This is a genomic window from Rathayibacter sp. VKM Ac-2801 (assembly GCF_009834245.1).
Classification (GTDB): Bacteria; Actinomycetota; Actinomycetes; order Actinomycetales; family Microbacteriaceae; genus Rathayibacter.
The window spans coordinates 1-25986 of the sequence record NZ_CP047183.1 but is presented as its reverse complement, the minus strand read 5'-3'; the positions used below and the strand labels follow the sequence as shown (position 1 = coordinate 25986).

Genomic DNA, 25986 nt, shown 5'->3' with positions numbered 1-25986 from the left:
ATGAACCGAGAACTCAAACGGGTGAGCCTCGTCGTGCTGACGATGTTCGTGGCCCTCTTCCTCTCCACCACCACCATCCAGGTGATCCAGGCCGACTCCCTCGACGAGGACGGCCGCAACACGCGGACCCTCTACGAGAGCTTCTCGACCGAGCGCGGCGCGATCCTCGCCGGCGGTCAGCCGATCGCCTCCTCGACGCCGTCCGACGACCTGTACAAGTTCCAGCGGCAGTACGCCGACGGCCCGCTCTACTCCGCCGTGACCGGCTACTTCACCCTGAACCAGGGCACCACCGGCATCGAGCGCACGCTCAACGACTACCTCTCGGGCACCTCGAACTCGCAGTTCTTCGACGAGATCAACAACCTCGTCACGGGCCAGGACCCGAAGGGGGCGTCGGTCGAGCTCTCGATCGACCCTGTCGCCCAGCAGGCCGCCTTCGACGCGCTCGGCGACTACACGGGGGCCGTCGTCGTGACGGAGCCGGCCACCGGCCGCATCCTCGCGATGGTCTCGAAGCCCACCTTCGACCCCACTGCTCTCGCCTCCCATGACACCGACGACGTCCTCGCCGCCTACCGGGCGCTGAACGACGACCCCTCCGAGCCCCTCGTGAACCGGGCCATCGGCGGCTCGCTCAACCCGCCCGGCTCCGTCTTCAAGCTCGTCGTGGCCTCGGCCGCCCTCGAGTCCGGCCGCTTCACCGCCGACTCGAGCTTCCCCAACGTCGAGGCGTACACGCTGCCCGGCTCCTCGTCGCAGGTGATCAACTCCGGAGGCGGTCTCTGCGGCTCCGGCGACACGGTCACGCTGGCCACCGCCGTCTCGCTCTCCTGCAACGTCCCGATGGCCGAGATGGGCGTGCAGCTGGGTGCGGACGCGATCCGCTCGCAGGCCGAGAAGTTCGGCTTCGACACCGAGCTCGAGATCCCGATGTCGGTCGAGGCGAGCACCTACCCGACCAAGACGGACGACGCCCAGACGGCCCTCACCGCCTTCGGGCAGTACGAGGTGCGCGCGACGCCGCTGCAGATCGCCATGGTCTCCGCCGCGATCGCGAACGGCGGCGAGGTGATGCAGCCGAACCTGGTCGACTCGATCCGCTCGCAGGACCTCAGCGTGCTGCAGCAGTTCCAGGAGAAGTCGCTCGGCCGGGCGGTGAGCACGCAGACCGCGGACGCCGTCAAGGCGATGATGGTCGCCAGCGTCCAGGGCGGCGCGGCGACGAATGCAACAATAGGGGGCGTCACTGTGGCCGGTAAGACCGGTACCGCCGAGAACGGCGGGGACGACCCGTACACCCTCTGGTTCACCGGCTTCGCGCCTGCGGACGACCCGCAGTACGCCATCACCGTGCTCGTGGAGAACGGTGGAGGGCTCGGCCAGACCGGGTACGGCAACCTGATCGCCGCACCCATCGGACAACAGGTACTAGAGGCGGTGCTGAACAAATGAGACCCACGACAGGCCTCACCTTCGGGGGACGCTACGAGCTGCAGTCCCGGATCGCCATCGGCGGCATGGGAGAGGTGTGGCAGGCGACCGATCTGGTCATCGGCCGCACCATCGCGATCAAGATCCTGAAGGACGAGTACCTCGGAGACCCCGGCTTCCTCGAGCGCTTCCGCGCCGAGGCCCGCCACGCGGCGCTGGTCAACCACGAGGGCATCGCCAACGTCTACGACTACGGCGAGGAGGACGGCTCGGCCTACCTGGTCATGGAGCTCGTCCCGGGCGAGGCGCTCTCGACCGTCCTCGAGCGCGAGCGCGTCCTCTCGACCGACAAGGTCCTCGACATCGTCGCGCAGACCGCGCTCGCCCTGCACGCCGCGCACGCCGCGGGCCTCGTGCACCGCGACGTGAAGCCGGGCAACCTGCTCATCACGCCGGACGGCCGCGTCAAGATCACCGACTTCGGCATCGCGCGCATCGCCGACCAGGTCCCGCTGACGGCGACCGGGCAGGTCATGGGCACCGTCCAGTACCTGTCCCCGGAGCAGGCGAGCGGCCAGCCCGCCTCCCCCGCCACCGACATCTACTCGCTGGGCATCGTCGCGTACGAGTGCCTGGCCGGCCGCCGTCCCTTCACGGGCGAGTCGCAGGTCGCCATCGCGATGGCGCAGATCAACGACACCCCGCCGGAGCTGCCGGTCACGGTCGCCGAGCCGGTGCGCAACCTCGTCTACTCCTGCATCGCCAAGAAGCCGGCCGACCGCCCCGCCACCGCCGCGCACCTCGCGCGGGCGGCCCAGGCGCTGCGCTCGGGCGACGTGCGCGGAGCAGCGCTGGCCGTCCCCGCGGTCCTCAGCGACCTGCCCGCAACGCAGGCGACCACGGTCCTCCCCTCGAACCAGGGCGCGACCCAGGCGACCACGGTGCTGCCCTCCGGTGCGCCCGCGGCCGCGGCCGCCGCTCCGTTCGTGCCGGTCGAGGAGCCGCTCGAGCCGGCCGAGGAGCCGCGCAAGCGCAGCCCCTGGACCTGGCCGCTGATCGCCCTCATCGTGATCCTCGCCGTCGTCATCGCGGGCACGATCTTCGCCCTGACGACCGGCGGGAGCAGCGACCCCGCCGCCTCCCCGACCGCGACGACCAGCACGGCCCCGTCGCCGACGCCGTCCGAGACCCCGAGCCCCACGCCGACGCCGACCTCGAACACGGTCGTCATCGACAAGGCCGACTACGTCGGGCGCTCGTTCGACGACGTCGAGACCGAGCTGGAGGCCCTCGGCATGGGCGTCCGCCGCGCGGACGGACCGAGCGCCCCCACCGCCGAGCAGGTCGGACTCGTCGAGGACGTGAACCCCACCGCGAACGTGGTGAAGGGCACGACCATCGAGGTCTCCGTCTTCACCGAGGTCGCGACTCCGGACGCCCCGACCGCCGTGCCGACCGTCACCCCCGCCGCCTCCAGCGTCGAGGCGGGCGCGACGTTCAACGTCACCTGGAGCAACTACAACCAGTGCCCGAGCGGAACCTCCGTGAGCGGTTACCGGGTGACCGCGACCGGCGAGGGCGCGAGCGTGACGAGCACCAACCCGTCGAACTCGACGACCGCGACGATCCAGGCCGGCACCACGGCCGGCACGATCGACGTCACCTACACCGTGCTCTGCGGCGAGTCGGAGTCGGCGGCCTCGCCCACCCTCTCCGTCACAGTCGAGGAGCCGGCTCCGACCCCGGCGCCAACCCCCACGTCGAAGCCCTCGGCGTCGGCCACCCCCGCCGAGTAGCGGCGAGGCGCTCGGCCGGGCGCCGCTCCGGCCGGGCGCCTCGCCGCCGTCGCGCCGCGCCCCCGCCCGGAACACCAGGAGCCCATAGGTACACTTGCCCTGGCTCCTCGGGGCCGCACCACACGGAAGTACAGGGCGGGAGCGTGCGCGTGACGGATGAGGGTCGCCTGATCGCGGGACGGTACCAGGTCGGGCCCCGGCTCGGCCGCGGCGGGATGTCCGAGGTGTACCTCGGCACCGACACCCGGCTCGGCCGCACCGTCGCCATCAAGGAGCTGAAGCTCTCCCTCTCCTCCGACTCCGCCTTCCGCCTGCGGTTCCGCCAGGAGGCGCAATCCGCGTCGCGCATGTCGCACCCCACGATCGTCCGGGTCTTCGACGCGGGCGAGGAGGTCTCCCTCGAGGACAACGGCGCCGAGTCGCGCCGGCCGTTCATCGTCATGGAGCACATCGAGGGCCGCCTGCTCAAGGACCTGATCGCCGAGGGCCCCCTCGACGTCGACGAGGCCGTCCGCATCACGGAGGGCATCCTCACCGCCCTCGAGTACTCGCACCGCGCGGGCGTCGTCCACCGCGACATCAAGCCCGGCAACATCATGCTGACCCCGTCGGGCCAGGTGAAGGTGATGGACTTCGGGATCGCCCGCGCCGTCTCCGACTCCGCCGCGACGGTGGCGCAGACCACGGCGATCCTCGGCACGGCGGCCTACTTCTCCCCCGAGCAGGCGAAGGGCGAGCAGGTCGACGCCCGCAGCGACCTCTACTCCGCCGGCATCGTGCTCTTCGAGCTCCTCACCGGCCGTGCGCCCTTCCGCGGCGACACCCCGGTGGCCGTCGCCTACCAGCACGTCAGCGAGACGCCGCCGGCGCCGAGCTCCATCAACCCCGCCGTCACGCCGGCACTCGACGCGGTCGTCGCGCGCGCACTCTCGAAGGACCGCTACGAGCGATTCCAGGGTGCGGCGGAGTTCCGCGACGACCTGCGCGACGCCGCCGCCGGGCGCCTCCCCGACCACCGCCCGATCGACGAGCTGACCACCTCGCTCTTCGCGGCCCGCAGCCAGGGTGGGGTGAACGACTCCGAGCTCGCCCTCCGCCAGCTGGCCGAGGACAACTCGATCGTCCGCACCCAGCGCCGCCCGCCGGTCCTCTGGATCTGGTCCTCGATCGTCGTGCTCGCCGTGATCGTCGCCGCGCTCGTGATCTGGGTGCTGACGCTCCAGCCCGCGTCGACGCTCCCGTCGCAGTCGCGCGAGGTCCCCACCCTCACCGAGACCACCTACGACAGCGCCCAGTCGACCCTGACCGAGCTCGACCTCGTGCCGAGCCAGGTCGCGGAGTACAGCTCGACCGTCCCCGAGGGCGAGGTGATCCGCACGGATCCGGGCTCGGGCACGATCGTCGCACCCGAGACGGTCATCCGCATCGTCGTGTCCCAGGGCCCGCAGCCCGTCGCCGTGCCGGACACCGTCGGGCAGAGCCTCGCCGAGGCCATCGACGCGCTCACCTCCGTCGGCTTCGTCGAGGGCTCCCAGACCCGCGAGAACTCGCCGACCGTCCCGGGCGACGTCGTGCTCTCCGCCTCCCCCGGAGCGGGACAGCAGGTCGCCCCGGGCACGCCGGTCGACCTCACCGTCTCCTCCGGCCAGGTCACCCTTCCCGACCTCGTCGGGACGTCCCTCAGCAGCGCGCTGGCCACCCTCGCCTCCGAGAAGCTGCAGCTGGTCGGCGTCGAGGTCCCGGACGAGACCTGCGACGCGACCCGGGCGAACCCGCCCATCACGACGCAGTCCCTGGCTCCGGGCGATGTCCCGCAGGGCTCGACCGTCCAGCTCGGCTACTGCGCGGGCTGACCCGCCCTGCAGCCCGCGGCGGGTGCGGCGTCGACCGACGGTGCCCGATTTGGGCTCGGCCGCTGCTCCGCGCGCAGGGAAGGGCCCGTCCGGTCGATGCTCGTCGGGGTCGATGCTCCACGAGGCCGACGGCCCCGAGGTGGACGGCTAGGCCCGGCGCGCGTCTGCGAGCGGGGGCTGGAGCCGCACGACCTCGCCGACCGCGGATCCGTCCGCGGGGCGCGCGATCCTGCCGCGGATGTCGCTCGGGGTGAGCCCCTCGCGGCGCTTGAGCGCACGGCGGAGGTGGTCGGCCGAGGAGAATCCGGACGCGGCGGCGATCGCCTCGAGCGGGACCTCCCGCGGGCGGCGGCGCAGCAGCTCCACGGCGCTGGCGACCCGGGAGCGCTCGATCTCGCTGGCGACCGTGGTGCCCGCGTCCTCGAAGAGCCGCTGGAGGGAGCGAGTGGACACGTTGACCGCGTCGGCCACCGCCTCCGGGGTGCAGCGCGGCGTCCGATGCGTCCGGTCGATGACCGTGCGCGCGCGCCCGAGCGTCGCGGCCCGCACGCTCGTGGTGCCCGGCTGCGAGCTCGCCGCTGCGAGGAACGCGCTGGTGAGGAGCTGCTTGACCACGTGCGCGAAGCCGGTGACCTCGCCCTCGCCGGGAAGGCCCGTCCCGGACTCCGCCGCGAGGGCGAAGGCGGTCGTGAAGGCGTACGCGGCGCGGGTGGAGCGGGCGTCGGGATCGAGCGCGTAGACCGGAGCCGACGTGTCGAAGCCGTAGCGGCGCATCTCGTCGGCGCGCAGCGAGAGGTGGAGGATCGTGGCCGGGGTCGTCGACTCGGTCGTGAACGTCGTCGTCCCCTGCTGGTACGCGATGGAGCCCGGACGCAGCAGCACCGTGCGGTCCGGCGCGACCATGCGCACGAATCCGTCGATGAGGAAGCTGAAGGTGAGGAAGGAGGTGTCGTCGGCCGGCCACGTGCCCCGCAGGACCCTCAGCGGCGAGACGGTCATCAGCACGACGCTGAGGTCGCCGGTCCCGAATCCCGAGCCGCTGATGCTCGGGACGGTCCCCGGCTTGACGACGATGCGCGGACCGAGGTTCTCGAGCTCGCGGATTCCCGAGAAAGCCCAGGAGATCGCTGCGACCATGAGGTCCCCCCGGACTTCTCTTCTGCGGCGCCGACCCCCTGTCGGCGCCCTCTGATTATGCAGGGAAACAGGCTTCCATCCTCCGCCGGGCGCCCGTCAAATCCCGCCACCTGATTGGGGGGTACACCACCGGCTGAACGGGGGCGGGCGTCGGGCGGGTCCCGAGGGAGACCGACTGGCGCGACCGATTCAGCCGACATACGGCGGTCTGCCGCGTGAGAACGCGATCAGATCCGTCTCCCCGTTCGGGGGATGACGGCCACCGGTCGTTCTCCGAGGCAGGACGCCGATGAACCGGCCGATGGGCCCGGCGGATTCCGCCTCATCGGACTCGGATCGGAATGCCGGGCGTGTCGCCGGCAGGTCGGGACGGTCCGACGGACTCGACGTCGCGCAGCCAGTTCTCGAGAAGACGCCGCCCGCCCTCGGTGAGGACGGACTCCGGATGGAACTGCACGCCGACGAGCGGAGCACTCCGGTGCCGGACCGCCATGACCACTCCCTCCGGTGTCCGCGCCGTCACCCGCAGCTCCTCGGGGATGCTCTCGCCGTCGACCGCGAGCGAGTGGTACCGCATCGCGGCGAAGCCGGAGGGCAGACCGTCGAAGAGCGGATCGCCGTCGTGGAGCACGGCGGACGTCCGGCCGTGCAGCAGCTCCGGCGCCTCCGTGACGCGGGCGCCGAGAGCGTGGGCGAGCACCTGGTGGCCGAGGCAGACCCCGAGCAGCGGCCGCCCGGTCGCCTCCGCCAGCCGCACGAGCGCTGTCGACGCGGGGACGTCCTCGGGGCGGCCCGGCCCGGGCGAGACCAGGACTCCGTCCGCGTCCTCCGCGCGGGCGAGAAGCGCCTCCGTCCCGAGCTCGTCGCCCTCGACCACGTCGACCTCGGCGCCGAGCTCGCGGAGGTACGAGACCAGCGTGAACACGAAGCTGTCGTGGTGGTCGACGACCAGGATCCGCGGGGCCGCGCCGGCGGTCACGAGCCGACGGTCACGTTCCGGTCGAGCACGAGTGACTGCACCCAGGGGAACACCCACTCGTCGAACGCGACCAGGACCGCGGCGACGAGGACCAGGACGATGAGGAGCCGGACCCACCACGGCCCGGGCAGGAGCCGCCACAGCGCTGCGTACACGGTCAGCCCTCCTGAGCCAGCGAGGCGGCGATCTCGGCGGGAGCGCCCGCGGACCGCGGCTGGAACGAGTCGAAGACGCCGTACGCGATGATGCGCTCGGCCGTCGAGTAGAGCGGGTTGCAGCTCGTCAGCGTGATCAGGCGGTCGGTCGGCGCCGCGTCCGGAGTCCACGGGACGGGGTCGATCACCTGGACGTCGGAGGGCTGGACGTACTCGAGGTTGCGGAAGCGGTAGGTGTACCAGCCGTCCGCCGTCTCGATGTAGATCGGATCGCCGAGCTGGAGCTCGTCGATCAGGTGCATCCCTCCGCCGTAGGCGCTGCGGTGCGCGGCGAGCGCGAAGTTGCCGGCCTGGCCGGGCATCTGCGTCCCCGGGTAGTGGCCGATGCTCCCCTCGTCGAGCACGTTCTCGGCGTCGATGCCCTCGGCGATCGTGCGCACCCACCCCTCGCCGTAGCGCGGGATGTAGAGGTTGCCGAAGGAGGTGTCGAGGGCGGCGGCCGTCGAGACGACCGGCTCCGCCGGGGCGGCCTCGGTCGGCTGCGGAGCCGGAGCGGAGTCGCCCCAGGTCTCGCGGAGCTCCGCCGCCTGCGTCGTCTGCCGGCCGGCGATCACCGCGTCGTTCCACCAGAGCTGCCAGGCCAGGAAGAGCAGGACCAGGACGCCGGCGGTCATCAGGAGCTCGCCGACGACTCCGAAGAACGAGAGGCGTCGGACCGGGCGGGCCCTCCGTCGCTTCCCTCGCGGCCGCAGAGCCGCCCCGTCGGGGTTCTGGGCGGTCATGCGACGAGTCTAGGCGCGAGCCGTGACCGGCCGTGGCGCGTGCTCCGGACCTGTGGAGAGCTCTGCCGAGGCGTCGCCTGAGGAGGGCCGATGAGACCTCACGAGCGCCCGCACCGGTCGCTCCGCGAGCCCGCACAGCACCCCCGCAGCCCCGGTGCTCCCGGCCCGGAGCCTCCGCCCGGTACAGTGGTCGGCATGGCACGAGCGACGAAGAGCCCGAAGCCCGAGCGCGACGAGGCCCGGACCGGCGAGAACGCACCGAATCCGGTCTGGTTCAAGCCGGTGATGTTCGGCTTCATGCTGCTCGGACTCGCCTGGATCATCGTCTTCTACGTGAGCCAGGGCACCCTGCCGATCCCCGATCTCGGCAACCTCAACATCCTCATCGGCTTCGGCATCGCGTTCATCGGCTTCCTGATGACGACGCGCTGGCGCTGAGCCTCCCCGAGTCGTGAACGACGCCCCGTCCGGTCCGCCGACGGGGCGTCCGTCGTCGGTGGAGCGTCTGCGCGCCGCCGGCTGCGTCTTCGCCGAAGAGGAGGCGGGCCTGCTCGAGGAGGCGGCCGGCTCCTCCTCCGACCTCGAGCTGCTGCTCCGCCGCCGCGAGACGGGCGAGCCCCTCGAGCAGATCCTCGGCTGGGTCGCCTTCCGCGGCTTGCGCGTCCCCGTCGCTCCCGGCGTCTTCGTGCCCCGCGTGCGCACCGAGTGGCTGGTCGACTGCGCCCTGGAGGTCCTCCCGGACGGCGCCGTGGTGCTCGACCTCTGCTGCGGGTCCGGCGCCCTCGCCCGCTCGATCGCCGACGAGCGGCCGGACGTCCGCGTGCTCGCGGCCGACCTCTCCCCCGCCGCCGTCGCCTGCGCCCGCCGCACGCTCGAGGGCCGCGCCGACGTCCACGAGGGCGACCTCTTCGACGCGCTCCCCGCGACTGAGCGCGGGCGGATCGACGTCGTCGTCGTCAACGCTCCCTACGTCCCCACCGCGGCGATCGCCCTCATGCCGCCGGAGGCCCGGGTGCACGAGCCGATGCTCACGCTCGACGGCGGATCGGACGGGCTCGCCCTGCACCGCCGCATCGCTCAGGAGGCGGGGGCGTGGCTCGCACCGCACGGCGTCGTCGTGATCGAGGTCGGCGAGGATCAGGCTGCGGCGAGTGCCTCCGCGTTCCAGGCGGCCGGGTTCGCCACCTCGCTGCACCACGACGACGACCGTGAGGCGACGGCGCTGGTGGCCGTGCGCCGGAGAACTACACCGCTGTAATTATCCCCAGCTGTGGAATCTCTTGTGGAGAACTCCTCGCCCCGCGTCGCGCCGCCCTCCTCGGGAGGAGGAGTGGCCGGATCCGCGCCAGTCCGCCGGTCTTCCAATGCACCGCCGTCGACGGGTCGTCCTCCCGAGGAGGACACCCGGAACGTTCTCCCCAGTGTTAACAACTCTGTGGATAACTTCCTCCCCACCTGTTGAGAGCACCTGTGGACAGCGGTGGGACGGTCGCCGCGGAGACGACGAAGCGGCGGGCCCGGGAGTGCGCGAGGCACTTCCGGACCCGCCGCTGCGGGAGAGCACGGGATCAGCCGAGGACGTAGGCGCCCGCGGTGATCGCGACCAGTCCGACTCCGATGAGCCCGACGAGGAGGTTCTGCGTGCGCCGCTGGGCGCGCTGCCGGGTCTTCGTGAAGACCAGCCCGATGAGCGCGCCGGCCACCAGACCGCCGACGTGCGCCTGCCACGCCACGTTCATCCCGGGCAGGAAGCCGATGACGAGGTTCAGTCCGACCAGCACCAGCAGCTGCGACGCCTGACCGCCCAGGTGCCGGAGGATCACCAGGTACGCGCCCATCAGCCCGAAGATCGCACCGGAGGCGCCGATCACCGGGGTCAGCGGGTTCGCGAGGAGCAGGACGCCCACCGAGCCGGCGAACCCGCTCAGGAGGAAGAGGGTCAGGTAGCGCCCGCGGCCCAGCATCCGCTCGAGCACCATGCCGAACACCCACAGCGTGTACATGTTCAGCACCAGGTGGAACGGGATGACGATGAAGAGCGACGTGCTGTGGAGGAAGACCGAGGTGAGCATCCGCCACGGCTCGAAGCCGGCGCCGAAGCCGGGGAGCGTGTAGGCCGGGGCGTACAGGAGCGCATTCACCGCCGGCCCGCCGACGAAGGGGAGGATCTCGACGATCCACAGCACGATGCACAGCGCGATGATCGCGTAGGTCACCGTCGGCTGGTCCGCGCGGGTCATGGCCCGCACGCGGGAGAGGAGGGGACCGCGGGTGCGCGGCGCGGTGGCGCGCTGCTGCGCCATGTCGTCCGGGCAGATCACGCCGACCGGAGCAGGGGTCTGGCACTCGCCGCAGATGGTGCGGCCGCACCGCTGGCAGCGCACGAAGCTCTGCCGGTCGGGGTGTCGGTAGCAGGAGTAGGTGCTGCTCGGCGGGACCTGGGTCACGGACGTGCCTCCGGGGAGAACGAGGGCCGGGCCCTGACGGACCCGGCCCTCGAATGAGTGGTGGATGAGGCGATCAGACCTCGGTGATCTCGACGCTCTCGATCACGACGTCCTCGAGCGGCTTGTCACGGCCGTCGGTGGGGACCGCCGAGAGCGACTGCACGAGCTTCTTCGACTCCTCGTCGGCGACGGCGCCGAAGATGGTGTGCTTGCCCTGGAGCCAGGTGGTCGGCGCCACGGTGATGAAGAACTGCGAGCCGTTCGTGCCACGGCCCGCCTGCTTGCCGGCGTTCGCCATCGCGAGGATGTAGGGCTGGGTGAAGTCCAGCTCCGAGTTGATCTCGTCGTCGAACTGGTAGCCCGGGCCGCCGATGCCCTGGCCGAGCGGGTCGCCGCCCTGGAGCATGAAGTCGGGGATGATGCGGTGGAAGACGGTGCCGTTGTAGAGCGGCTCCTTCGTCTTCGCACCCGTGGCGGGGTGGGTCCACTCGATGTCGCCGGTCGCGAGACCGACGAAGTTGCGGACCGTCTTGGGAGCGTGGTTCCCGTAGAGGTTGACGACGATGTCGCCCTTGTTGGTGTGGAACGTCGCGACTGCGGTGTGCAAAGGCATGATCGGATTCTCGCACAGCGCGTCTGTAGGCCCCTGCAACGCCCGGTGTCAATGCGCTGGGTGCGCGATGCGGACGCCGTTCGATGAGTGGCAGTATTGAGGCGTTCGCTGCTCGTAGCCGATGGAGGACCAACATGGGTCTGTCACGTAAGCACAAGAAGGACCTCAAGCGTCTTCGCAAGAACGCCGAGGCGGTCTGGGGCGAGCAGCAGGAGGTGCTGGCGCACGCGGCCTCCGTGCTCGAGAAGAGCCGCCGCCACGCGTCGAAGTACGCCAAGAAGGAGTTCGTCCCCTTCGTCAAGGACACGTACGACTCGCGCGTGAAGCCGGTCTACGACAACGGCGTCTCAGCCGTCGAAGGCACCTACTCCTCGGCCCGTCAGGCCTACAAGCACAAGGTCGTCCCGACCTTCGCCGCTGTCGGCGGCACGGCCGCTGCCGCCTTCGAGGCCGCCAAGGACTCGAAGAACCGCGCGAAGCTCGCCGAGATCTCGAAGGCGCGCTGGGAGGAGCTCACCACTCCCCCGAAGAAGAAGAACAAGGTCGGCACGGTCTTCGCGATCGGTGCCGCGCTGGTCGCCGTCGGCGGCATCGGCTACGCCGTCTGGCAGACGTTCCGCGCCGACGACGAGCTGTGGGTCGCCGAGGACGAGCCGCAGAGCGCCGCGCAGAACGCGGCCTCGACCGCTTCCTGACGTCCTCGTCGCTGGAGCCGGGCCCCTTAGGGGGTCCGGCTCCTTCGCATGCCCGGGTTAGGCTTCTGCGGTGGACATCCGGGTCGCCGCGTACGGCGTGATCATCGACGGCGAGCGGATGCTGCTCGCGCACTGGAGCCAGGGCCCGTGGTCGGCCTGGACGCTTCCGGGCGGCGGTATCGACGAGGGCGAGTCTCCCGCCGACGCCGCGGTGCGCGAGATCTTCGAGGAGACGGGCTACCGCGCCGAGCTCGAGGCCCTCATCGGCGTGGACTCGCACGTGATCCCCGCGCACCGCCGCAGCGATCCCGAGGCCGGCCCCCTGCACGCCATCCGCGTCGTCTACCGCGCCCGCATCGTGGGCGGCGAGCTCACGCACGAGGTGGACGGCTCCACGGACGCCGCCGCCTGGTTCCCCCTGAGCGACGTCGAGGAGCTGGAGCGCGTCGAGCTCGTCGATGCGGCCCTCACCATGAACGAGGCCTGGCTCCTCCGCTGACGGTGCCCGGGAATCCCCGGCCGCGCCCCGGCGTTCCCTTCGTCGTGATCGTCGAGCTCTACACGTCCGCCTTCTGCGGCGCCTGCCATGCCGCGCGGTCGGTGCTCGAGCGTGCCGCGGAGCTCGTCCCGGCCGCGGAGATCCGCGAGCGCGACGTGGCCTTCCACCCCGTCGAGGCCGAGGCCGCCGGCATCCGCTCGACCCCCACGGTCATCGTCCGCGGCACGACCGGAGAGGTGGTCTTCCGAGCGGAGGGCGCCCCCTCCCTCCCGCAGGCTCTCGCCGCTCTGGCCCTCGCCCTCCCCGCGTAGGGTAGCCGCGGGAGGACCCATGCACCGTCGCGCCGCGCTCGCAGGCACCCTCGTGCTGCTCGGCGCCCTCGCGGTCTCGGCGTGCGCCTCCGAGGAGCCGGTGACCACGGCCGCGGTGGGGCTCGGACGGGGAGGCGACCAGGGCGAGGTCCTCGGAGTCGTCGTCGTGTGCTCGGGGTCCGTCGACGGCCTCGACCTCGCCGCCTCCGACTCCGCCCCCCTGTCCATCGGCGACGGGCTGCGGAGGGTCACCCGCTGGGTCTCCCCGTCGCCGGTCACGCAGCTGGGCGCGACCGATCTCTCCGGCTCCACGGTCTGGCCGGCCGACACGGTGATCGAGCGGTTCCCGCTCGGCGTCGACCTCGCGCTGGGCGCCTACGCGACCGACCGCTCCGTGCTCGCCCGTCCGGTCGTCTTCACGGCCGAGCAGTTCGACACGCTCTCCGTCGGCGAGATCATCGTCGGCGACATCCGCGACGGCACGTCCGAGACCCTCTCGGTCCAGCAGTTCCTCGGCCTCGCCTGCGTGGACCGCTGACGGGCGGCTCGTCCGACCGAGTGACGCCCTGATCGCAGGATCGGGCGGTCGGCTGCAGGAGAGGCCGCCGACCTCGGAAGCGGGACCGGCACCGTGGCGGACGACCGTGGATGCCGTGGACCGGCGGAGCAGGACGGCCTGCGAAGCGACAGCACCCATGAGAGGGCAGGAAGTGTGGAGCCTAGGAGATTCGAACTCCTGACATCCTGCTTGCAAAGCAGGCGCTCTACCAACTGAGCTAAGGCCCCGGGCCGGAGACGGGGCGATCCGTCTCCGAGAGTCGAACGGCCCGCCACCGCGAGGTGACGGGCCGTTCGGACCGGGTGGGGGTACCAGGACTTGAACCTGGGACCTCTTCATTATCAGTGAAGCGCTCTAACCGCCTGAGCTATACCCCCGGAATGGCCAGAGGAGACTCTACCCGACATCGAGCAGGAATCCCAATCGGCCGGACCGTGCGCTCTACTGGTTGGTGAAGCCGACCAGGAGGCCGCCCGTGATCTTGACGCTGAGGTTGTACAGCAGCGCCACGATCGCGCCGAGCGCAGTGGTGACGATGGTGTTCAGCACCGCGACGACGATCGCGAAGCCCATGACCTGCGGCAGCGAGATGATCGTGTTGAGGTCGAACGCCTCCGCGCCGGCGATGTCCTGCACGAGGCCGTTGACCTCGTCGAACACGCCCGTCTGGGCCAGGACCGTGTAGACCAGGTAGACGACGACGATCGTGATGATCGCGAGCGTCAGGCCCAGCAGGAACGAGAGCTTCACGGCCGACCAGAAGTCGACGTAGACGAGCTTCAGGCGGACCTGCTTCGCCGCCGGGCTCTTCGCGGACTTCCTGGCGAGCTTCTCGGCGACGGTGCTACTCATCTACGGACCCATCCTCCTCCGACACCGGAGCGGACTCGGCCGGCGCCGCGGCGTCGGGATCCTCGTCCTGGGCGTCGAGATTGCGTTCGGTGTTCTTGGCGAGTGCGATGATGCGGTCGTCCTCAGCGAATCGTGCGAAGACGACTCCCATGGTGTCGCGACCCTTGGCCGGTACCTCGGCCACGGCAGAGCGTACCACCTTGCCGCTGGCGAGCACGACGAGCACCTCGTCGTCCTCTCCGGTGATGATGGCGCCCACGAGGTCGCCGCGCTTCTCCTCCAGCTTGGCCACCTTGATGCCCAGTCCGCCGCGTCCCTGGAGGCGGTACTGATCGACCGCGGTGCGCTTGGCGTAGCCGCCCTCGGTGACCACGAACACGAAGCCCTCGTCGCTGACGACGTTGGCGTCGAGGAGGCGGTCCTCCCCGCGGAACGACATGCCGCGGACTCCGGAGGTGGAGCGGCCCATCGGACGCAGCGCCTCGTCGGACGCGGTGAAGCGGATCGACATGCCCTTGCGGGAGACCAGCAGCACGTCGCTGTCCTCCTCCACCAGGAGCGCCGAGACGAGCTCGTCGCCGTCGCGCAGCTTGATCGCGATGATGCCGCCGGAGCGGTTCGTGTCGTACTCCGAGAGGGCCGTCTTCTTCACGAGGCCGTCGCGCGTGGCGAGCACGAGGTAGCGGGCCGCCTCGTAGTCGCGGATGTCGAGGATCTGCGCGATCTGCTCCCCCGGCTCGAGCGCGAGCAGGTTCGCGATGTGCTGGCCCTTGGCGTCGCGGCCGGCCTCCTGCAGCTCGTAGGTCTTGGCGCGGTACACGCGTCCCGTGTTCGTGAAGAACAGCAGCCAGTGGTGCGTGGTGGTGACGAAGAAGTGCTCGACGATGTCATCGGCCTTCAGCTGCGCGCCGCGCACGCCGCGGCCACCGCGGTGCTGGGCCCGGTAGGAGTCGCTCCGGGTGCGCTTGAGGTAGCCGCCGCGGGTGACGGTGACGACCATCTCCTCCTCGGGGATCAGGTCCTCGACGCTCATGTCGCCGTCGAATCCGAAGAGGATCTCGGTGCGGCGGTCGTCGCCGAAGCGGTCGACGATCTCGTCGAGCTCGTCCGAGATGATCGTGCGCTGGCGCTCGGGGCTCGCGAGGATCGACTTGTAGTCCTCGATCTCGGCCTGGATCCGGTCGTGCTCGTCGATGATCTTCTGGCGCTCGAGGGCCGCGAGGCGGCGCAGCTGCATGTCGAGGATGGCGCGGGACTGCACCTCGTCGATGTCGAGCAGCTCCATCAGGCCGTCGCGCGCCTCCTCCACAGTGGGGGAGCGGCGGATGAGGGCGATGACCTCGTCGAGCGCGTCGAGCGCCTTGAGGTAGCCGCGCAGGATGTGGATCCGCGCCTCCGCCTCGTCGAGGAGGTACTGGGTGCGTCGCACGATGACCTCGACCTGGTGGTCGACCCACGCGCGGATGAAGCCGTCGAGCGAGAGCGTGCGCGGGATGCCGTCGACGATCGCGAGCATGTTCGCGCCGAAGTTCTCCTGCAGCGGCGTGTGCTTGTAGAGGTTGTTCAGCACCACCTTCGCCACGGCGTCGCGCTTGAGGACGACGACGAGGCGCTGGCCGGTACGACCGGAGGTCTCGTCGCGGATGTCCGCGATGCCGGAGACGCGCCCGTCCTTGACCAGCTCGGCGATCTTGATCGCGAGGTTGTCCGGGTTCACCTGGTACGGCAGCTCGGTGACGACGAGGCAGGTGCGGCCCTGGATCTCCTCGATCGAGACGACGGCGCGCATCGTGATCGAGCCGCGGCCGGTGCGGTACGCGTCCTGGATGCCGCGGACACCGAGGATCTGCGCGCCGGTGGGGAAGTCGGGTCCCTTGATCCGCTGCAGCAGCGCCTCGAGGAGCTCCTCGCGCGTCGCGTCCGGGTTCTCGAGCGCCCACTTCGCGCCGGAGGCGACCTCGCGCAGGTTGTGCGGCGGGATGTTGGTCGCCATGCCGACCGCGATGCCGACGGAGCCGTTGACCAGCAGGTTCGGGAAGCGGGCGGGCAGGATCGCCGGCTCGCGAGTGCGGCCGTCGTAGTTGTCCTGGAAGTCGACGGTGTTCTTGTCGATGTCGCGGACCATCTCGAGCGCGAGCGGCGCCATCTTGGTCTCGGTGTACCGGGGGGCGGCCGCGCCGTCGTTGCCGGGGGAGCCGAAGTTGCCCTGCCCGAGCGCGAGCGGGTAGCGGAGGCTCCACGGCTGCACCAGGCGGACCAGCGCGTCGTAGATCGCGGAGTCGCCGTGCGGGTGGAACTGGCCCATCACGTCGCCGACGACGCGCGAGCACTTCGAGAACGCCTTGTCGGGACGGTAGCCGCCGTCGTACATGGCGTAGATCACACGGCGGTGCACGGGCTTCAGGCCGTCGCGGACCTCCGGCAGGGCCCGGCCGACGATGACGCTCATCGCGTAGTCGAGGTAGGAGCGCTGCATCTCGAGCTGCAGGTCGACCGGCTCGATCTTGTCGTGACCGTGGATCACCACACCGGTCTCGGTGACGATGTCGTCGCTCTCGTCCGGGCCGGTGGGGGTGTCTGCTTCGTCTGCCATGGTCTCTGGTCTCTCAGGTGGGTCCGTGCCCCGGAGGAGCGGGGGCGGCGGTCGCGCTGGGTGTCAGGTGTCGGTGGGTGATGTGGGGCGAGTGGGGAGCGGGTGGCGGTTCGGCGGTGTTGGTGCGGCCCATGGAGGGCCGCCGTCACCTTCTTCAGGTGGCCGGGTCCGCGGCCGTGTGCCGCGGGGCTGCCGCCTTTCGGATCGCGGTGCGATCCGCAGGCTGCCGCCTTTCGAAGGACGTGCGCTTCCTCGTCATCTAGATGTCGAGGAACCTCACGTCCTTCGCATTCTTCTGGATGAAGGAGCGGCGGGACTCGACGTCCTCGCCCATGAGGGTGGAGAAGATCTCGTCGGCCGCGGCCGCGTCGTCGAGGGTGACCTGGAGGAGGGTCCGCGTGGCGGGGTCCATCGTGGTCTCCCACAGCTCCTTGTAGTCCATCTCGCCGAGGCCCTTGTAGCGCTGGATGCCGTTCTCCTTGGGCATGCGCTTGTTGGTCGCCGAGCCGTGCGCGATCAGGGCGTCGCGCTCGCGGTCGCTGTACACGTACTCGTGCGGGGAGTTCGACCACTTCAGTCGGTACAGCGGCGGCTGCGCGAGGTAGACGTAGCCGAGATCGATCAGCGGGCGCATGTAGCGGAAGAGGAGCGTCAGCAGCAGCGTCGTGATGTGCTGGCCGTCGACGTCGGCGTCGGCCATCAGGATGATCTTGTGGTACCGGGCCTTGTCGGGATTGAAGTCCTCGCCGATGCCGGCGCCGAACGCCGTGATCATCGCCTGGACCTCGTTGTTGCCGAGCGCGCGGTCGAGCCGCGCCTTCTCGACGTTGAGGATCTTGCCGCGCAGGGGGAGGATCGCCTGCGTCTCGGGATTGCGGCCCTGCACCGCGGATCCACCCGCGGAGTCGCCCTCGACGATGAAGATCTCGGAGATCGACGGGTCCTTGGACTGGCAGTCCTTGAGCTTGCCCGGCATGCCGCCGCCCTCGAGCAGGCCCTTGCGGCGGGCGGTCTCGCGCGCCTTCCGCGCGGCCATGCGGGCCGAGGCCGCCTGGATCGCCTTGCGGATGATGTCCTTCGCCTGGCTCGGGTTGCGGTCGAACCAGTCGGCCAGCTGCTCGCCGGCCACGCGCTGCACGAACGCCTTCGCCTCGGTGTTGCCGAGCTTCGTCTTGGTCTGGCCCTCGAACTGCGGCTCGCCGAGCTTGATCGACACGACGGCGGTGAGGCCCTCGCGGATGTCGTCGCCCGAGAGGTTCTCGTCCTTCTCCTTGAGCAGGTTGTTCGCGCGCGCGTAGCGGTTGACCAGCGTGGTCAGCGCGGCGCGGAAGCCCTCCTCGTGAGTGCCGCCCTCGTGGGTGTTGATCGTGTTCGCGTAGGTGTGGACGCTCTCGGTGTAGGCCGTGGTCCACTGCATCGCGACCTCGAGCGAGATGCGGCGCTCGGTGTCCTCGGACTCGAAGTCGATGATCTCGGAGTGCACGAGGTCCGACTTCTTCAGCGAGTTGATGTACTCGACGTAGTCGACGAGGCCCTTCTCGTAGTGGAAGACGTCGGTCCGGTCGCCCTCGGTCTCGTTCTCGCCCTCCCCCTCGAACTCGACCTCGTTCTGGTCGGTCAGCGCGATGCGCAGGCCCTTGTTGAGGAACGCCATCTGCTGGAAGCGCGCGCGCAGGGTCTCGTAGTCGAACTCGACCGTCTCGAAGATGCCCGCGTTGGGCCAGAAGGTGATCGTCGTGCCGGTCTCCTCGCTGGCCTCGCCCTTCTCGAGCGGGGCGTCCGGCACTCCGTCGGTGAAGCTCATCCGGTACACGGCGCCCTGGCGCTTGACCTCGACGTCGAGGCGCGTCGACAGCGCGTTGACCACGGAGGAGCCGACGCCGTGCAGGCCGCCGGAGACCGCGTAGCCGCCGCCGCCGAACTTGCCGCCGGCGTGCAGCACGGTGAGGACCAGCTCGACCGTGGAGATGCCCTCGGTCGGGTGCATGTCGACCGGGATGCCGCGGCCGTTGTCGGAGACGGTGACGCCTCCGTCGGCGCGCATCAGGATCTCGATGTTGTCGCAGTAGCCCGCGAGCGCCTCGTCGACGGCGTTGTCGACGATCTCGTAGACCAGGTGGTGCAGACCGCGCGGACCCGTGGATCCGATGTACATGCCGGGACGCTTGCGGACCGCCTCGAGGCCCTCGAGGACCTGGATCTGGTTCGCGCCGTAGTCGCCGGACGACTTGGTCGACATGCTCTCGTGCGGAGCGGAGGGGGCTGCTGAGCCGTTCGCGTCCAGGTCGTTCGCTGCGGGTGACGTGGAGTCGTTCGGCTCGTGAGTCATAGCTGTGGAGTTCTCCTCTGACGGTCCGTCGCGACGCGCACGGTGATCTGGAGATCGCCCGCGCGGCGGCGTCACTGCGGTTCGGCGGCCCTCCATTCTACCGCGTGCCGGGTCGATCCGAAGCGCTGGACGGCGATCTGAGGCGCGAAAGATCGGCGGTCGACCGAAAATGCGTCCTCAGCCGTAGGTGTCGCGCGGACCACGCCCTGGAATCGACCTGGGACCCTTTTTCCAGTTCGGGACGTCCGGGCCCTGGAAACGGATCGACGCGATGCCCGCCTCGGGGAAGTTCACGGCGATGTGGTTCATGATCTCGATCCGCATCAGCCGGAGCTGCGTCGACCACGCCGTCGACTCGCACGCGACGGTCAGCACGCCGTCGACGACGCCCACCGGAGTCGAGTGCTTCGCCGTCTCCTCGCCGGCGATCGCCGTCCACGACGACATCAGGTCGCCCTGCGCCAGGGGCGCCGTCCAGCCGAGCTTCACAGTGAGGGAGTCGAGGACGTCGCCGAGGTCGTGCGGGTCGCGGCCCTTGCCGAACGGGATCGCGTCGCCCTTGGGCTCGGCGCGCTCGACGGTCTTTCGGATGCGGCGCGGGCCGTCGGCGCCGAACACCTCCTTGAGGTGGCGGTAGACGCGGGCGGCCTCGGAGTCGGGAGCGGGGGCTCCGCGGCGGGGGGAGTCAGCCATCGGACGGCTCCGAGGGGGCGGGGGCGGACGGCTCCGGGGACGCGGGACGTGTGGCCGCGGGCTCCGAGGAGGAGGAGGGCGCGGCGGAGGAGACGTCACCGGGAGAAGGGGAGTCGGAGGAGACCGCATCGGGAGAGGTCGAGGCGGAGGACACCGGATCGGGAGAAGACGAGTCGGAGGACACCGGATCGGGAGAAGACGAGTCGGAGGACACCGGATCGGAGGAGGCGGGATCGGGTGCGGTCGGCTCCGGCACGGCGATCGGCGCGGCGGCGGCGCCCGTGCCGACGATCCGGCCGGCCTCGATCCGCACGGTATGCGCGGCCAGGGCCTCCGGGACGTCGTCGAAGACGGCCGCGGTGATCAGGACCTGCTCGTAGTCGGCGACCACCGAGGCGAGACGCTCGCGCCGGCGCGCGTCCAGCTCGGCGAAGACGTCGTCGAGCATCAGCACCGGATCGCCCATGGGGGAGTCGCGCCGGAGCAGCTCCGCGGCGCCCAGCTTCAGCGCCAGCGCGAACGACCAGCTCTCGCCGTGGCTGGCGTAGCCCTTCGCCGGCAGCGCGTTCAGCTCGAACTGCACGTCGTCGCGGTGCGGGCCGACGAGGGAGACCCCCCGGTCGAGCTCGCGGCGGCGCACCCCGGCCAGCGCGGACGCGAACGCCACCGCCAGTCCCTCGCCCGCCGCCGGTGACGCGGCTCCCGCCTGCTCCACGGGCTCGCCGTCGTCGTCGACCGCACCCTCGATGCTCAGGCGGGAGCGGAGCACCGGACGCTGGTCGGCACCGGCGACCGCCTCGTACGCGGCGCGCACCGGTCCGCTCAGCTCGTCCACCAGGGTGAGGCGCGACTGCATGATCTCGGTCCCGAGCGCGATCAGGCGCTCGTCCCAGATGTCGAGGGTCCCGAGCTTCGAGGGGTCGCGGACGCCGCTCGCCCGCGCCGACTTGAGGAGGGAGTTGCGCTGCCGCAGCACCCGCTCGTAGTCGGCCTGGACGGCGCTCATCCGCGGGGAGCGGAGGATCACCAGCTGATCGAGGAAGCGGCGGCGGGCCGACGGGTCGCCGCGGATGAGGAGCAGGTCCTCCGGGGCGAACAGGACGCTGGAGAAGAAGCGGGGGAGCTCGCGCGGCTTGATCCCGCCGCGGTTGATCTGCGCGCGGTTGGGGGAGGAGCGGTTGATCTGCACCTCGGCCAGCAGATCGCGCTCGCCGTTGCGGAGGCGGGCGCGCACCACGGCGCTGTCCCGGCCGGCGCGGATGAGCGCCTGGTCGCTCGACACGCGGTGCGAGCCCAGAGTGGAGAGGTAGCCGAGCGACTCGACCAGGTTCGTCTTGCCCTGTCCGTTGCGGCCGACGAAGAGGTTCGGTCCGGGCACGAGCTCGACGTCGACCGACTCGTAGTTCCGGAAGTCGCTGAGCGCCAGCTGCGTCACCTGCACGTCGCGCTCCTCTCCTCCACCCGTCTTCGCGGGGTCTCGACGCGCCCCTGCGGCGCTGCTCGACCAGCAAGATCGGGCCGATCCGCCCGTCCGGCGCTCTGCGGTCCGCTCTCCCACGACCTTCGTCCCGGGTCTCGATACGCCCCTCCGGGCCTACTCGATCACCATGATCGGCGGTGCCCGTCCCTACCCGCGAAGGCGGCCAAAGGCCCGCCGCCGCCCGACGTCCGTCGCAGGGTGGAGGCGGCCGGAGGCCCGCCGCCCTCGTGAGAGCATCCCTGCCTCACGGGGGCGGCGGGCCGCAGTCCGCCGTCCGTCACCGGCTCTGCAGAACGCGCCCGCCTCCAGAAGCCGACCGCCGTGAGGACTGCCGACGGCAGTCCTCACCGGACGACTCAGTCGACCGCTTTGACGGAGTGCCCGCCGAACTGGTTGCGGAGCGCTGCGACGGCCTTCATCGCAGGGGAGTCCTCCTGGCGGGAGACGAAGCGGGCGAAGATCGAGGCGCTGATCGTGGGCACCGGGACGGCGTTGTTGATGGCCTCCTCGATGGTCCAGCGGCCCTCGCCCGAGTCCTGCACGTAGCCCTCGATGTTCTTGAAGTCCGGGTCCTGCTCGAGGGCGCGGACGAGGAGCTCGAGCAGCCAGGAGCGCACGACCGTGCCGCGCTGCCACGCCTTGAAGGTGCCGGTGACGTCCTTGATGATGTCGCTGCGGGTCTCGAGCAGCTCGTAGCCCTCGGCGAACGCCTGCATCAGGGCGTACTCGATGCCGTTGTGGACCATCTTCGCGTAGTGGCCGGCGCCGACCTCGCCCACGTGGACGAAGCCCTCCTCGCGGGGGCCCTCCGGGCGCAGCGCGTCGAAGACGGGCATGGCGTACTCGACGAGCTCCTTCGGGCCGCCGACCATCAGGCCGTAGCCGTTCTGGAGCCCCCAGACGCCGCCGGAGACGCCCGCGTCGATGTAGTGGATGCCCTTGGGCTTCAGCAGCGCGTCGTGCTTGAAGTCCTCGGTGAAGCGGGAGTTGCCGCCGTCGATGACGAGGTCGCCCTCGCTGAGCTTCTCCGACAGGTCCTTGACGACCGCGTCGGTGATCTCGCCGGCCGGCACCATCACCCAGACGATGCGGGGCGAGGGGAGTGCGGCGATCATCTCGTCGAGAGAGGCCGCGTCCGAGACGTCGGGATTGCGGTCGTAACCGGTGACCTCGAGCCCCTTGGAGCGGAGGCGGGAGCGCATGTTGTCGCCCATCTTGCCGAGGCCGACGAGTCCGATGTGCATGGTGAACCTTCCTGGATTCGTTGTCCGGCGGGCGGGCGCTCGTCGGGAGCGGGGCGGTCGCGGCTCTGCGATCCGGCGAGTGGTCAGCGCAGCAGCAGGTTGGGCTGGAGCAGGTAGCGGTAGCTGTCGCTGCCGGGCTGCTCCCGCGAGGTCTGCGCGGTGATCAGGACGGGGCCGGGCTTGTTGGGGTTCTCGGTCTTCGTGAACGCGATGCGCACGAACTCCGAGTGGACGGCGGCGAGGCCGTCGAGCAGGAACTGCGGCTTGAGGGAGACGACCACGTCGTCGCCGGTCACGATCGCGTCGATGCTCTCGGACGCCTGCGCCTGCTCCGAGCCGATGGCCTCGAGGGTGAGGCCGTCGCTGCTGAAGCTGAAGCGGAGGGCCGCCTCGCGCTCGAGGACGAGCGAGACGCGGCGGGTGGCCTCGATGAGGTCGCTGGTCGACATGACCGCGTAGTTCTCGACGGAGGCGGGGAAGAGGCGCTTCACGGGCGGGAAGTTGCCCTTGATCAGCAGCGAGGTGACGGTCTTGCGGTCCGCGGTGAAGGCGATCAGCTCGCGCTCGTCGCGGTTGGTGATCGCGACGGAGACAGTGCCGGAGTGGCCGAAGGTCTTGCCGACCTCCTGCAGCGTGCGCGCGGGCACGAGGGCGGTGAGCGGCTGGGTGGGCGCCGGGTTGTTCCCGTTGTCCCAGTCGATCTCGCGGACGGCGACGCGGTAGCGGTCCGTCGCGACGAGGCCGATCGTGTTCTCGGTGATCTCGAGCTGCACGCCGGTGATGACGGGGGTCACGTCGTCGCGGGAGGCGGCGACCGCCACCTGCGAGACGGCGGCCGCGAAGGCGTCGGCCGGGACGAGGCCGGTGGAGGCGTCGATCTCGGGGATGCTCGGGTACTCCTCCACGGGCATCTGGAGGAGCGTGAAGTGCGCCGAGCCGGCCGAGACCGAGACACGCGACTCCTCCGTGGCGATGCGCACTGGAGCGTTGGGGAGGCGGTTCGCGATGTCGGCGAGCAGGCGGCCGGAGACCAGCACGGTCCCCGTCTCCTCCACGTCGGCGGCGATCTGCGTCTGCGCGGACACCTCGTAGTCGAAGGAGGACAGCGTCAGACCCTCGGCGGTCGCCTCGATGAGGACTCCGGAGAGGATCGGCAGGGTCGTGCGCTGCGGAAGCAGCTTGACCGCGAAGGACACCGCCTCGCTGAAGACATCGCGGTTGGCTTGGAACCTCACGAGTACACCCCTGACGAGTCGCGGACGAAGACCGTCGCCCATCGTACCCGCCGGGCTCGGCGAGCTCGGAAGGGTGTGGTCCGTCGAGCACTCCCGAGCCGCTGTGGAGAGGTTGCCGGTCGAGGCTTCATTAAAGAGAGAACTGCGTTAACAGTGTTAACACGTGTGGAAACTGTGGAAAACGCTTCGGACCCCTACTCCTGGGTGGGATCGGAGGGACCCGCCCCTGTGGAGGGAGTGTGAGCGCGCCCGTGGACGCCCTGTGGAGCGATTCGGGCCGACCCGTTGCCCTCCACAGGCGGGCCCTCCCGGCGCACAGTCCCGAGGTGGTTGTCCACAGTTATCCACAGGTTCCTCACACTGTGGAAATCGGCCCTCGGAGGCGCGCGAGGCGGCGTGTCCGAGGCGCGTGCGTCGGGCCGGAGGGGTCCGTCGACGACCTCATCGGGCACGCCGGAGGTCGCGAGCGGCGTCTCCGCCGTCCGAGCGGCGCAGAAGAGGACGGGCGGTCCCTCTCCCCTGCACTGGTCCCTCCGCCGTCGTGCGGCGGATCGAGATCGACCGATCGCGCCCGGACCGTGCCGGCCGAGCAGCCGTTGCGCCGCGCACCCGGTCCTCCTGAGCTCGTCCGGGTCAGGCTGGTAGAGGAAGCCGCAGCGCGGCGTATCGAGACCCCCGACAGCACCCCTCACCTGATCCCGACGCGCGCCGACACCACAGGACGTCCTTCTCCTCGTGCGGCGATCCCCGTCGCCTCCGCCTCACCTCACGCGAGGAGGGAGGCCGCGGCTGGTCGACCACCGCGCACGGACGCCGATCGACCCAGGGCACGGCGGCCCACGACGGGCCGTCTCCGTGGGTCGTCCGGCCGCCGGCTAGCGGTTCGTCTTGATGCGGGTGGTCAGCTCGGTGACCTGGTTGTAGATGCTGCGGCGCTCCTTCATGAGCTCCGAGATCTTCTTGTTCGCGTACATCACGGTGGTGTGGTCGCGGTTGCCGAACAGCTGGCCGATCTTGGGCAGCGACAGGTTGGTCAGCTCGCGGCACAGGTACATGGCGATCTGGCGCGCGGTGGCGACGGCCTGTGAGCGCGACGAGCCGTAGAGGTCGTCGACGGTGAGCTTGAAGTAGTCCGCGGTGTGATTGATGATGTCGACCGGCGAGATGACGTTGTCCTCGTCGAGCGTGATCAGGTCCTTCAGCACGGTCTGCACGAGCGACATGTCGACCGGCGTGCGGTTCAGGCTCGCGAACGCGGTGACGCGGATGAGCGTCCCCTCGAGCTCGCGGATGTTGCTCGACACCTTCGACGCCATGAACTCGAGGATGTCGTCGGGCACGAGCAGCTTCTCGCTGACCGCCTTCTTGCGGAGGATCGCGATGCGGGTCTCGAGGTCGGGAGCCTGCACATCGGTGATGAGGCCCCACTCGAAGCGCGAGCGCATCCGGTCCTCGAAGCCCGTCAGGGCCTTCGGCGGCAGATCGGAGGTGATCACGACCTGCTTGTTGTGGTCGTGCAGCTGGTTGAAGGTGTGGAAGAACGCCTCCTGCGTCTCCGCCTTCCCCTGCAGGAACTGGATGTCGTCGATCAGGAGGATGTCGACGTTGCGGTAGCGGCCGTGGAAGGCGTTGCCCCGGTTGTTCGCGATCGAGTTGATGAAGTCGTTCGTGAACTCCTCGCTCGAGACGTACCGCACGCGGATCCCCGGGTAGAGGCTCATCGCGTAGTGGCCGATGGCGTGGAGGAGGTGCGTCTTGCCGAGTCCGGAGTCGCCGTAGACGAAGAGCGGGTTGTAGGCCTTGGCGGGAGCCTCGGCGACGGCGACGGCCGCGGCGTGCGCGAACCGGTTGGAGCCTCCGATGACGAAGTTGTCGAAGCTGTACTTCGGGTTCAGCCGCGTGTCGGTCGCCGGCACGGTCCGCAGCTCCTCGACCACGCGGGTCGGCGCGACGGTCGCCGAGGACGCGGTGATCGGCTCGAAGGGGTTCATCGACTCCTGCGACGACGGGGAGCCGAGGGGCTCGTGCTCGATGTCGGGGTTCACCACGAAGGCGAACGTGGTGACACCGAAGGAGTCGTCGAGCGTCCCGATCGCGCTGAGCAGGGGAACGCGCACGCGCTGCTCGAGCATCCCGCGGGTGAACTCGTTCGGGACCTCCAGGTAGAAGGTGCCCGCCATGATGCCCTTGGGCTCCACGAGCGAGACGAACCCGTAGAGGGGAGCGGTGATCCGCTCGTCCTGGGACAGTGCGCCGAGGATCACGTTCCACGCGTCGACCATCGACGTGTCGTCTGCCAT

Annotated in this window: 22 protein-coding genes, 2 tRNA genes and 1 pseudogene; 9 read left to right on the top strand and 16 right to left on the bottom strand. The window is 70.3% G+C overall.

Annotated features, from left to right (window positions below; genetic code table 11):
• The 3 genes from GSU45_RS00120 (at position 1) to pknB (ending at position 5083) form a co-directional block, all read left to right on the top strand.
• The gene (locus GSU45_RS00120) at positions 1 to 1455 is read left to right on the top strand and encodes a penicillin-binding transpeptidase domain-containing protein (RefSeq protein WP_159911664.1); all 1455 of its coding nucleotides are present in this window, start codon (positions 1 to 3) and stop codon (positions 1453 to 1455) included.
• The gene (locus tag GSU45_RS00115; RefSeq protein WP_159911662.1) at positions 1452 to 3230 is read left to right on the top strand and encodes a serine/threonine-protein kinase; all 1779 of its coding nucleotides are present in this window, start codon (positions 1452 to 1454) and stop codon (positions 3228 to 3230) included. The genes GSU45_RS00120 and GSU45_RS00115 overlap by 4 nt, the downstream gene beginning before the upstream one ends.
• A gap of 149 nt (positions 3231 to 3379) precedes the next feature.
• Complete coding sequence (pknB, locus tag GSU45_RS00110; RefSeq protein ID WP_159911660.1) at positions 3380 to 5083, top strand: Stk1 family PASTA domain-containing Ser/Thr kinase; 1704 nt, start codon at positions 3380 to 3382, stop codon at positions 5081 to 5083.
• 147 nt (positions 5084 to 5230) lie between these two features.
• Here pknB and GSU45_RS00105 read toward each other — a convergent pair whose 3' ends face one another.
• The 4 genes from GSU45_RS00105 to GSU45_RS00095 all read right to left on the bottom strand — a co-directional run bounded on the left by GSU45_RS00105 (position 5231) and on the right by GSU45_RS00095 (position 8136).
• A complete protein-coding gene (locus GSU45_RS00105; RefSeq protein ID WP_159911658.1) occupies positions 5231 to 6220 on the bottom strand; it encodes a helix-turn-helix domain-containing protein in 990 nt (329 codons plus the stop codon).
• Between the two features lie 322 nt (positions 6221 to 6542).
• Positions 6543 to 7199: an aminodeoxychorismate/anthranilate synthase component II gene (locus GSU45_RS00100; RefSeq protein WP_159911656.1), complete on the bottom strand. Its 657-nt coding sequence runs from the start codon at positions 7197 to 7199 to the stop codon at positions 6543 to 6545.
• Positions 7196 to 7354 carry a hypothetical protein gene (locus GSU45_RS17045; RefSeq protein ID WP_167302034.1) on the bottom strand — a complete coding sequence of 53 codons (159 nt, stop codon included), beginning with the start codon at positions 7352 to 7354 and terminating at the stop codon, positions 7196 to 7198. Before GSU45_RS17045 ends, GSU45_RS00100 begins: the two co-directional genes overlap by 4 nt.
• Positions 7355 to 7356: 2 nt before the next feature.
• Positions 7357 to 8136 carry a class E sortase gene (locus GSU45_RS00095; RefSeq protein ID WP_159911654.1) on the bottom strand — a complete coding sequence of 260 codons (780 nt, stop codon included), beginning with the start codon at positions 8134 to 8136 and terminating at the stop codon, positions 7357 to 7359.
• Positions 8137 to 8331: 195 nt separating this feature from the next.
• Here GSU45_RS00095 and GSU45_RS00090 point away from each other — a divergent pair, with 195 nt between their 5' ends.
• Together GSU45_RS00090 and GSU45_RS00085 are read left to right on the top strand one after the other, a co-directional pair.
• Complete coding sequence (locus GSU45_RS00090; protein ID WP_104222667.1) at positions 8332 to 8574, top strand: cell division protein CrgA; 243 nt, start codon at positions 8332 to 8334, stop codon at positions 8572 to 8574.
• 13 nt (positions 8575 to 8587) lie between these two features.
• Positions 8588 to 9394: a putative protein N(5)-glutamine methyltransferase gene (locus GSU45_RS00085; RefSeq protein ID WP_244248154.1), complete on the top strand. Its 807-nt coding sequence runs from the start codon at positions 8588 to 8590 to the stop codon at positions 9392 to 9394.
• Between the two features lie 310 nt (positions 9395 to 9704).
• Here GSU45_RS00085 and GSU45_RS00080 read toward each other — a convergent pair whose 3' ends face one another.
• Together GSU45_RS00080 and GSU45_RS00075 are read right to left on the bottom strand one after the other, a co-directional pair.
• The gene (locus tag GSU45_RS00080) at positions 9705 to 10583 is read right to left on the bottom strand and encodes a rhomboid family intramembrane serine protease (protein WP_104222668.1); all 879 of its coding nucleotides are present in this window, start codon (positions 10581 to 10583) and stop codon (positions 9705 to 9707) included.
• 73 nt (positions 10584 to 10656) lie between these two features.
• Positions 10657 to 11196 (bottom strand): peptidylprolyl isomerase, encoded by a 540-nt coding sequence (locus GSU45_RS00075; RefSeq protein ID WP_104222669.1) that lies wholly within the window; start codon positions 11194 to 11196, stop codon positions 10657 to 10659.
• A 134-nt stretch (positions 11197 to 11330) separates the two neighbouring features.
• Here GSU45_RS00075 and GSU45_RS00070 point away from each other — a divergent pair, with 134 nt between their 5' ends.
• From GSU45_RS00070 to GSU45_RS00055, 4 genes are all read left to right on the top strand, one after another.
• Positions 11331 to 11891, top strand: a complete 561-nt coding sequence (locus GSU45_RS00070) for a hypothetical protein (RefSeq protein WP_159911652.1) — start codon at positions 11331 to 11333, stop codon at positions 11889 to 11891.
• Positions 11892 to 11961: 70 nt separating this feature from the next.
• On the top strand, positions 11962 to 12390 hold the full coding sequence (locus GSU45_RS00065; protein ID WP_104222671.1) for an NUDIX hydrolase: 429 nt from the start codon (positions 11962 to 11964) through the stop codon (positions 12388 to 12390).
• A gap of 44 nt (positions 12391 to 12434) precedes the next feature.
• Positions 12435 to 12701, top strand: a complete 267-nt coding sequence (locus tag GSU45_RS00060) for a glutaredoxin domain-containing protein (RefSeq protein ID WP_159916698.1) — start codon at positions 12435 to 12437, stop codon at positions 12699 to 12701.
• A 19-nt stretch (positions 12702 to 12720) separates the two neighbouring features.
• Positions 12721 to 13239, top strand: coding sequence for a hypothetical protein (locus GSU45_RS00055; RefSeq protein WP_159911650.1), 519 nt, complete (start codon positions 12721 to 12723; stop codon positions 13237 to 13239).
• A 175-nt stretch (positions 13240 to 13414) separates the two neighbouring features.
• Here GSU45_RS00055 and GSU45_RS00050 read toward each other — a convergent pair.
• The 10 genes and pseudogenes from GSU45_RS00050 to dnaA form a co-directional block, all read right to left on the bottom strand.
• Positions 13415 to 13487, bottom strand: a tRNA-Ala gene (locus tag GSU45_RS00050).
• Between the two features lie 76 nt (positions 13488 to 13563).
• Positions 13564 to 13637, bottom strand: a tRNA-Ile gene (locus tag GSU45_RS00045).
• A 64-nt stretch (positions 13638 to 13701) separates the two neighbouring features.
• Positions 13702 to 14112 (bottom strand): DUF3566 domain-containing protein, encoded by a 411-nt coding sequence (locus GSU45_RS00040; protein WP_104222673.1) that lies wholly within the window; start codon positions 14110 to 14112, stop codon positions 13702 to 13704.
• A complete protein-coding gene (gyrA, locus tag GSU45_RS00035) occupies positions 14105 to 16705 on the bottom strand; it encodes a DNA gyrase subunit A (protein ID WP_159911648.1) in 2601 nt (866 codons plus the stop codon). Before gyrA ends, GSU45_RS00040 begins: the two co-directional genes overlap by 8 nt.
• 259 nt (positions 16706 to 16964) lie before the next feature.
• Positions 16965 to 18944, bottom strand: a complete 1980-nt coding sequence (gene gyrB / locus GSU45_RS00030; protein ID WP_208543515.1) for a DNA topoisomerase (ATP-hydrolyzing) subunit B — start codon at positions 18942 to 18944, stop codon at positions 16965 to 16967.
• A 267-nt stretch (positions 18945 to 19211) separates the two neighbouring features.
• The gene (locus GSU45_RS00025; protein ID WP_159911644.1) at positions 19212 to 19727 is read right to left on the bottom strand and encodes a DciA family protein; all 516 of its coding nucleotides are present in this window, start codon (positions 19725 to 19727) and stop codon (positions 19212 to 19214) included.
• Between the two features lie 286 nt (positions 19728 to 20013).
• Positions 20014 to 21168: pseudogene (gene recF, locus GSU45_RS00020) on the bottom strand (DNA replication/repair protein RecF); the annotation flags it as partial.
• Between the two features lie 395 nt (positions 21169 to 21563).
• Positions 21564 to 22451 carry a phosphogluconate dehydrogenase (NAD(+)-dependent, decarboxylating) gene (gene gnd, locus GSU45_RS00015; protein WP_104222677.1) on the bottom strand — a complete coding sequence of 296 codons (888 nt, stop codon included), beginning with the start codon at positions 22449 to 22451 and terminating at the stop codon, positions 21564 to 21566.
• Between the two features lie 83 nt (positions 22452 to 22534).
• Positions 22535 to 23686: a DNA polymerase III subunit beta gene (gene dnaN, locus GSU45_RS00010; protein ID WP_159911642.1), complete on the bottom strand. Its 1152-nt coding sequence runs from the start codon at positions 23684 to 23686 to the stop codon at positions 22535 to 22537.
• Between the two features lie 875 nt (positions 23687 to 24561).
• Entirely contained in the window at positions 24562 to 25986 is a 1425-nt protein-coding gene (gene dnaA, locus GSU45_RS00005) for a chromosomal replication initiator protein DnaA (RefSeq protein ID WP_159911640.1), read from the bottom strand.

What these genes read in the sequence shown, in the direction of transcription:
- GSU45_RS00040 (WP_104222673.1), bottom strand. Translation starts at nt 14,112, where the DNA reads ATGAGTAGCACCGTCGCCGAGAAGCTCGCCAGGAAGTCCGCGAAGAGC.
- dnaA (WP_159911640.1), bottom strand. Translation starts at nt 25,986, where the DNA reads ATGGCAGACGACACGTCGATGGTCGACGCGTGGAACGTGATCCTCGGC.
- GSU45_RS00115 (WP_159911662.1), top strand. Translation starts at nt 1,452, where the DNA reads ATGAGACCCACGACAGGCCTCACCTTCGGGGGACGCTACGAGCTGCAG.
- GSU45_RS00055 (WP_159911650.1), top strand. Translation starts at nt 12,721, where the DNA reads ATGCACCGTCGCGCCGCGCTCGCAGGCACCCTCGTGCTGCTCGGCGCC.
- GSU45_RS00095 (WP_159911654.1), bottom strand. Translation starts at nt 8,136, where the DNA reads ATGACCGCCCAGAACCCCGACGGGGCGGCTCTGCGGCCGCGAGGGAAG.
- GSU45_RS00025 (WP_159911644.1), bottom strand. Translation starts at nt 19,727, where the DNA reads ATGGCTGACTCCCCCCGCCGCGGAGCCCCCGCTCCCGACTCCGAGGCC.
- GSU45_RS00105 (WP_159911658.1), bottom strand. Translation starts at nt 6,220, where the DNA reads ATGGTCGCAGCGATCTCCTGGGCTTTCTCGGGAATCCGCGAGCTCGAG.
- GSU45_RS00075 (WP_104222669.1), bottom strand. Translation starts at nt 11,196, where the DNA reads ATGCCTTTGCACACCGCAGTCGCGACGTTCCACACCAACAAGGGCGAC.
- gnd (WP_104222677.1), bottom strand. Translation starts at nt 22,451, where the DNA reads ATGCACATCGGACTCGTCGGCCTCGGCAAGATGGGCGACAACATGCGC.
- gyrA (WP_159911648.1), bottom strand. Translation starts at nt 16,705, where the DNA reads ATGGCAGACGAAGCAGACACCCCCACCGGCCCGGACGAGAGCGACGAC.
- GSU45_RS00090 (WP_104222667.1), top strand. Translation starts at nt 8,332, where the DNA reads ATGGCACGAGCGACGAAGAGCCCGAAGCCCGAGCGCGACGAGGCCCGG.
- GSU45_RS00070 (WP_159911652.1), top strand. Translation starts at nt 11,331, where the DNA reads ATGGGTCTGTCACGTAAGCACAAGAAGGACCTCAAGCGTCTTCGCAAG.
- gyrB (WP_208543515.1), bottom strand. Translation starts at nt 18,944, where the DNA reads ATGTCGACCAAGTCGTCCGGCGACTACGGCGCGAACCAGATCCAGGTC.
- GSU45_RS00120 (WP_159911664.1), top strand. Translation starts at nt 1, where the DNA reads ATGAACCGAGAACTCAAACGGGTGAGCCTCGTCGTGCTGACGATGTTC.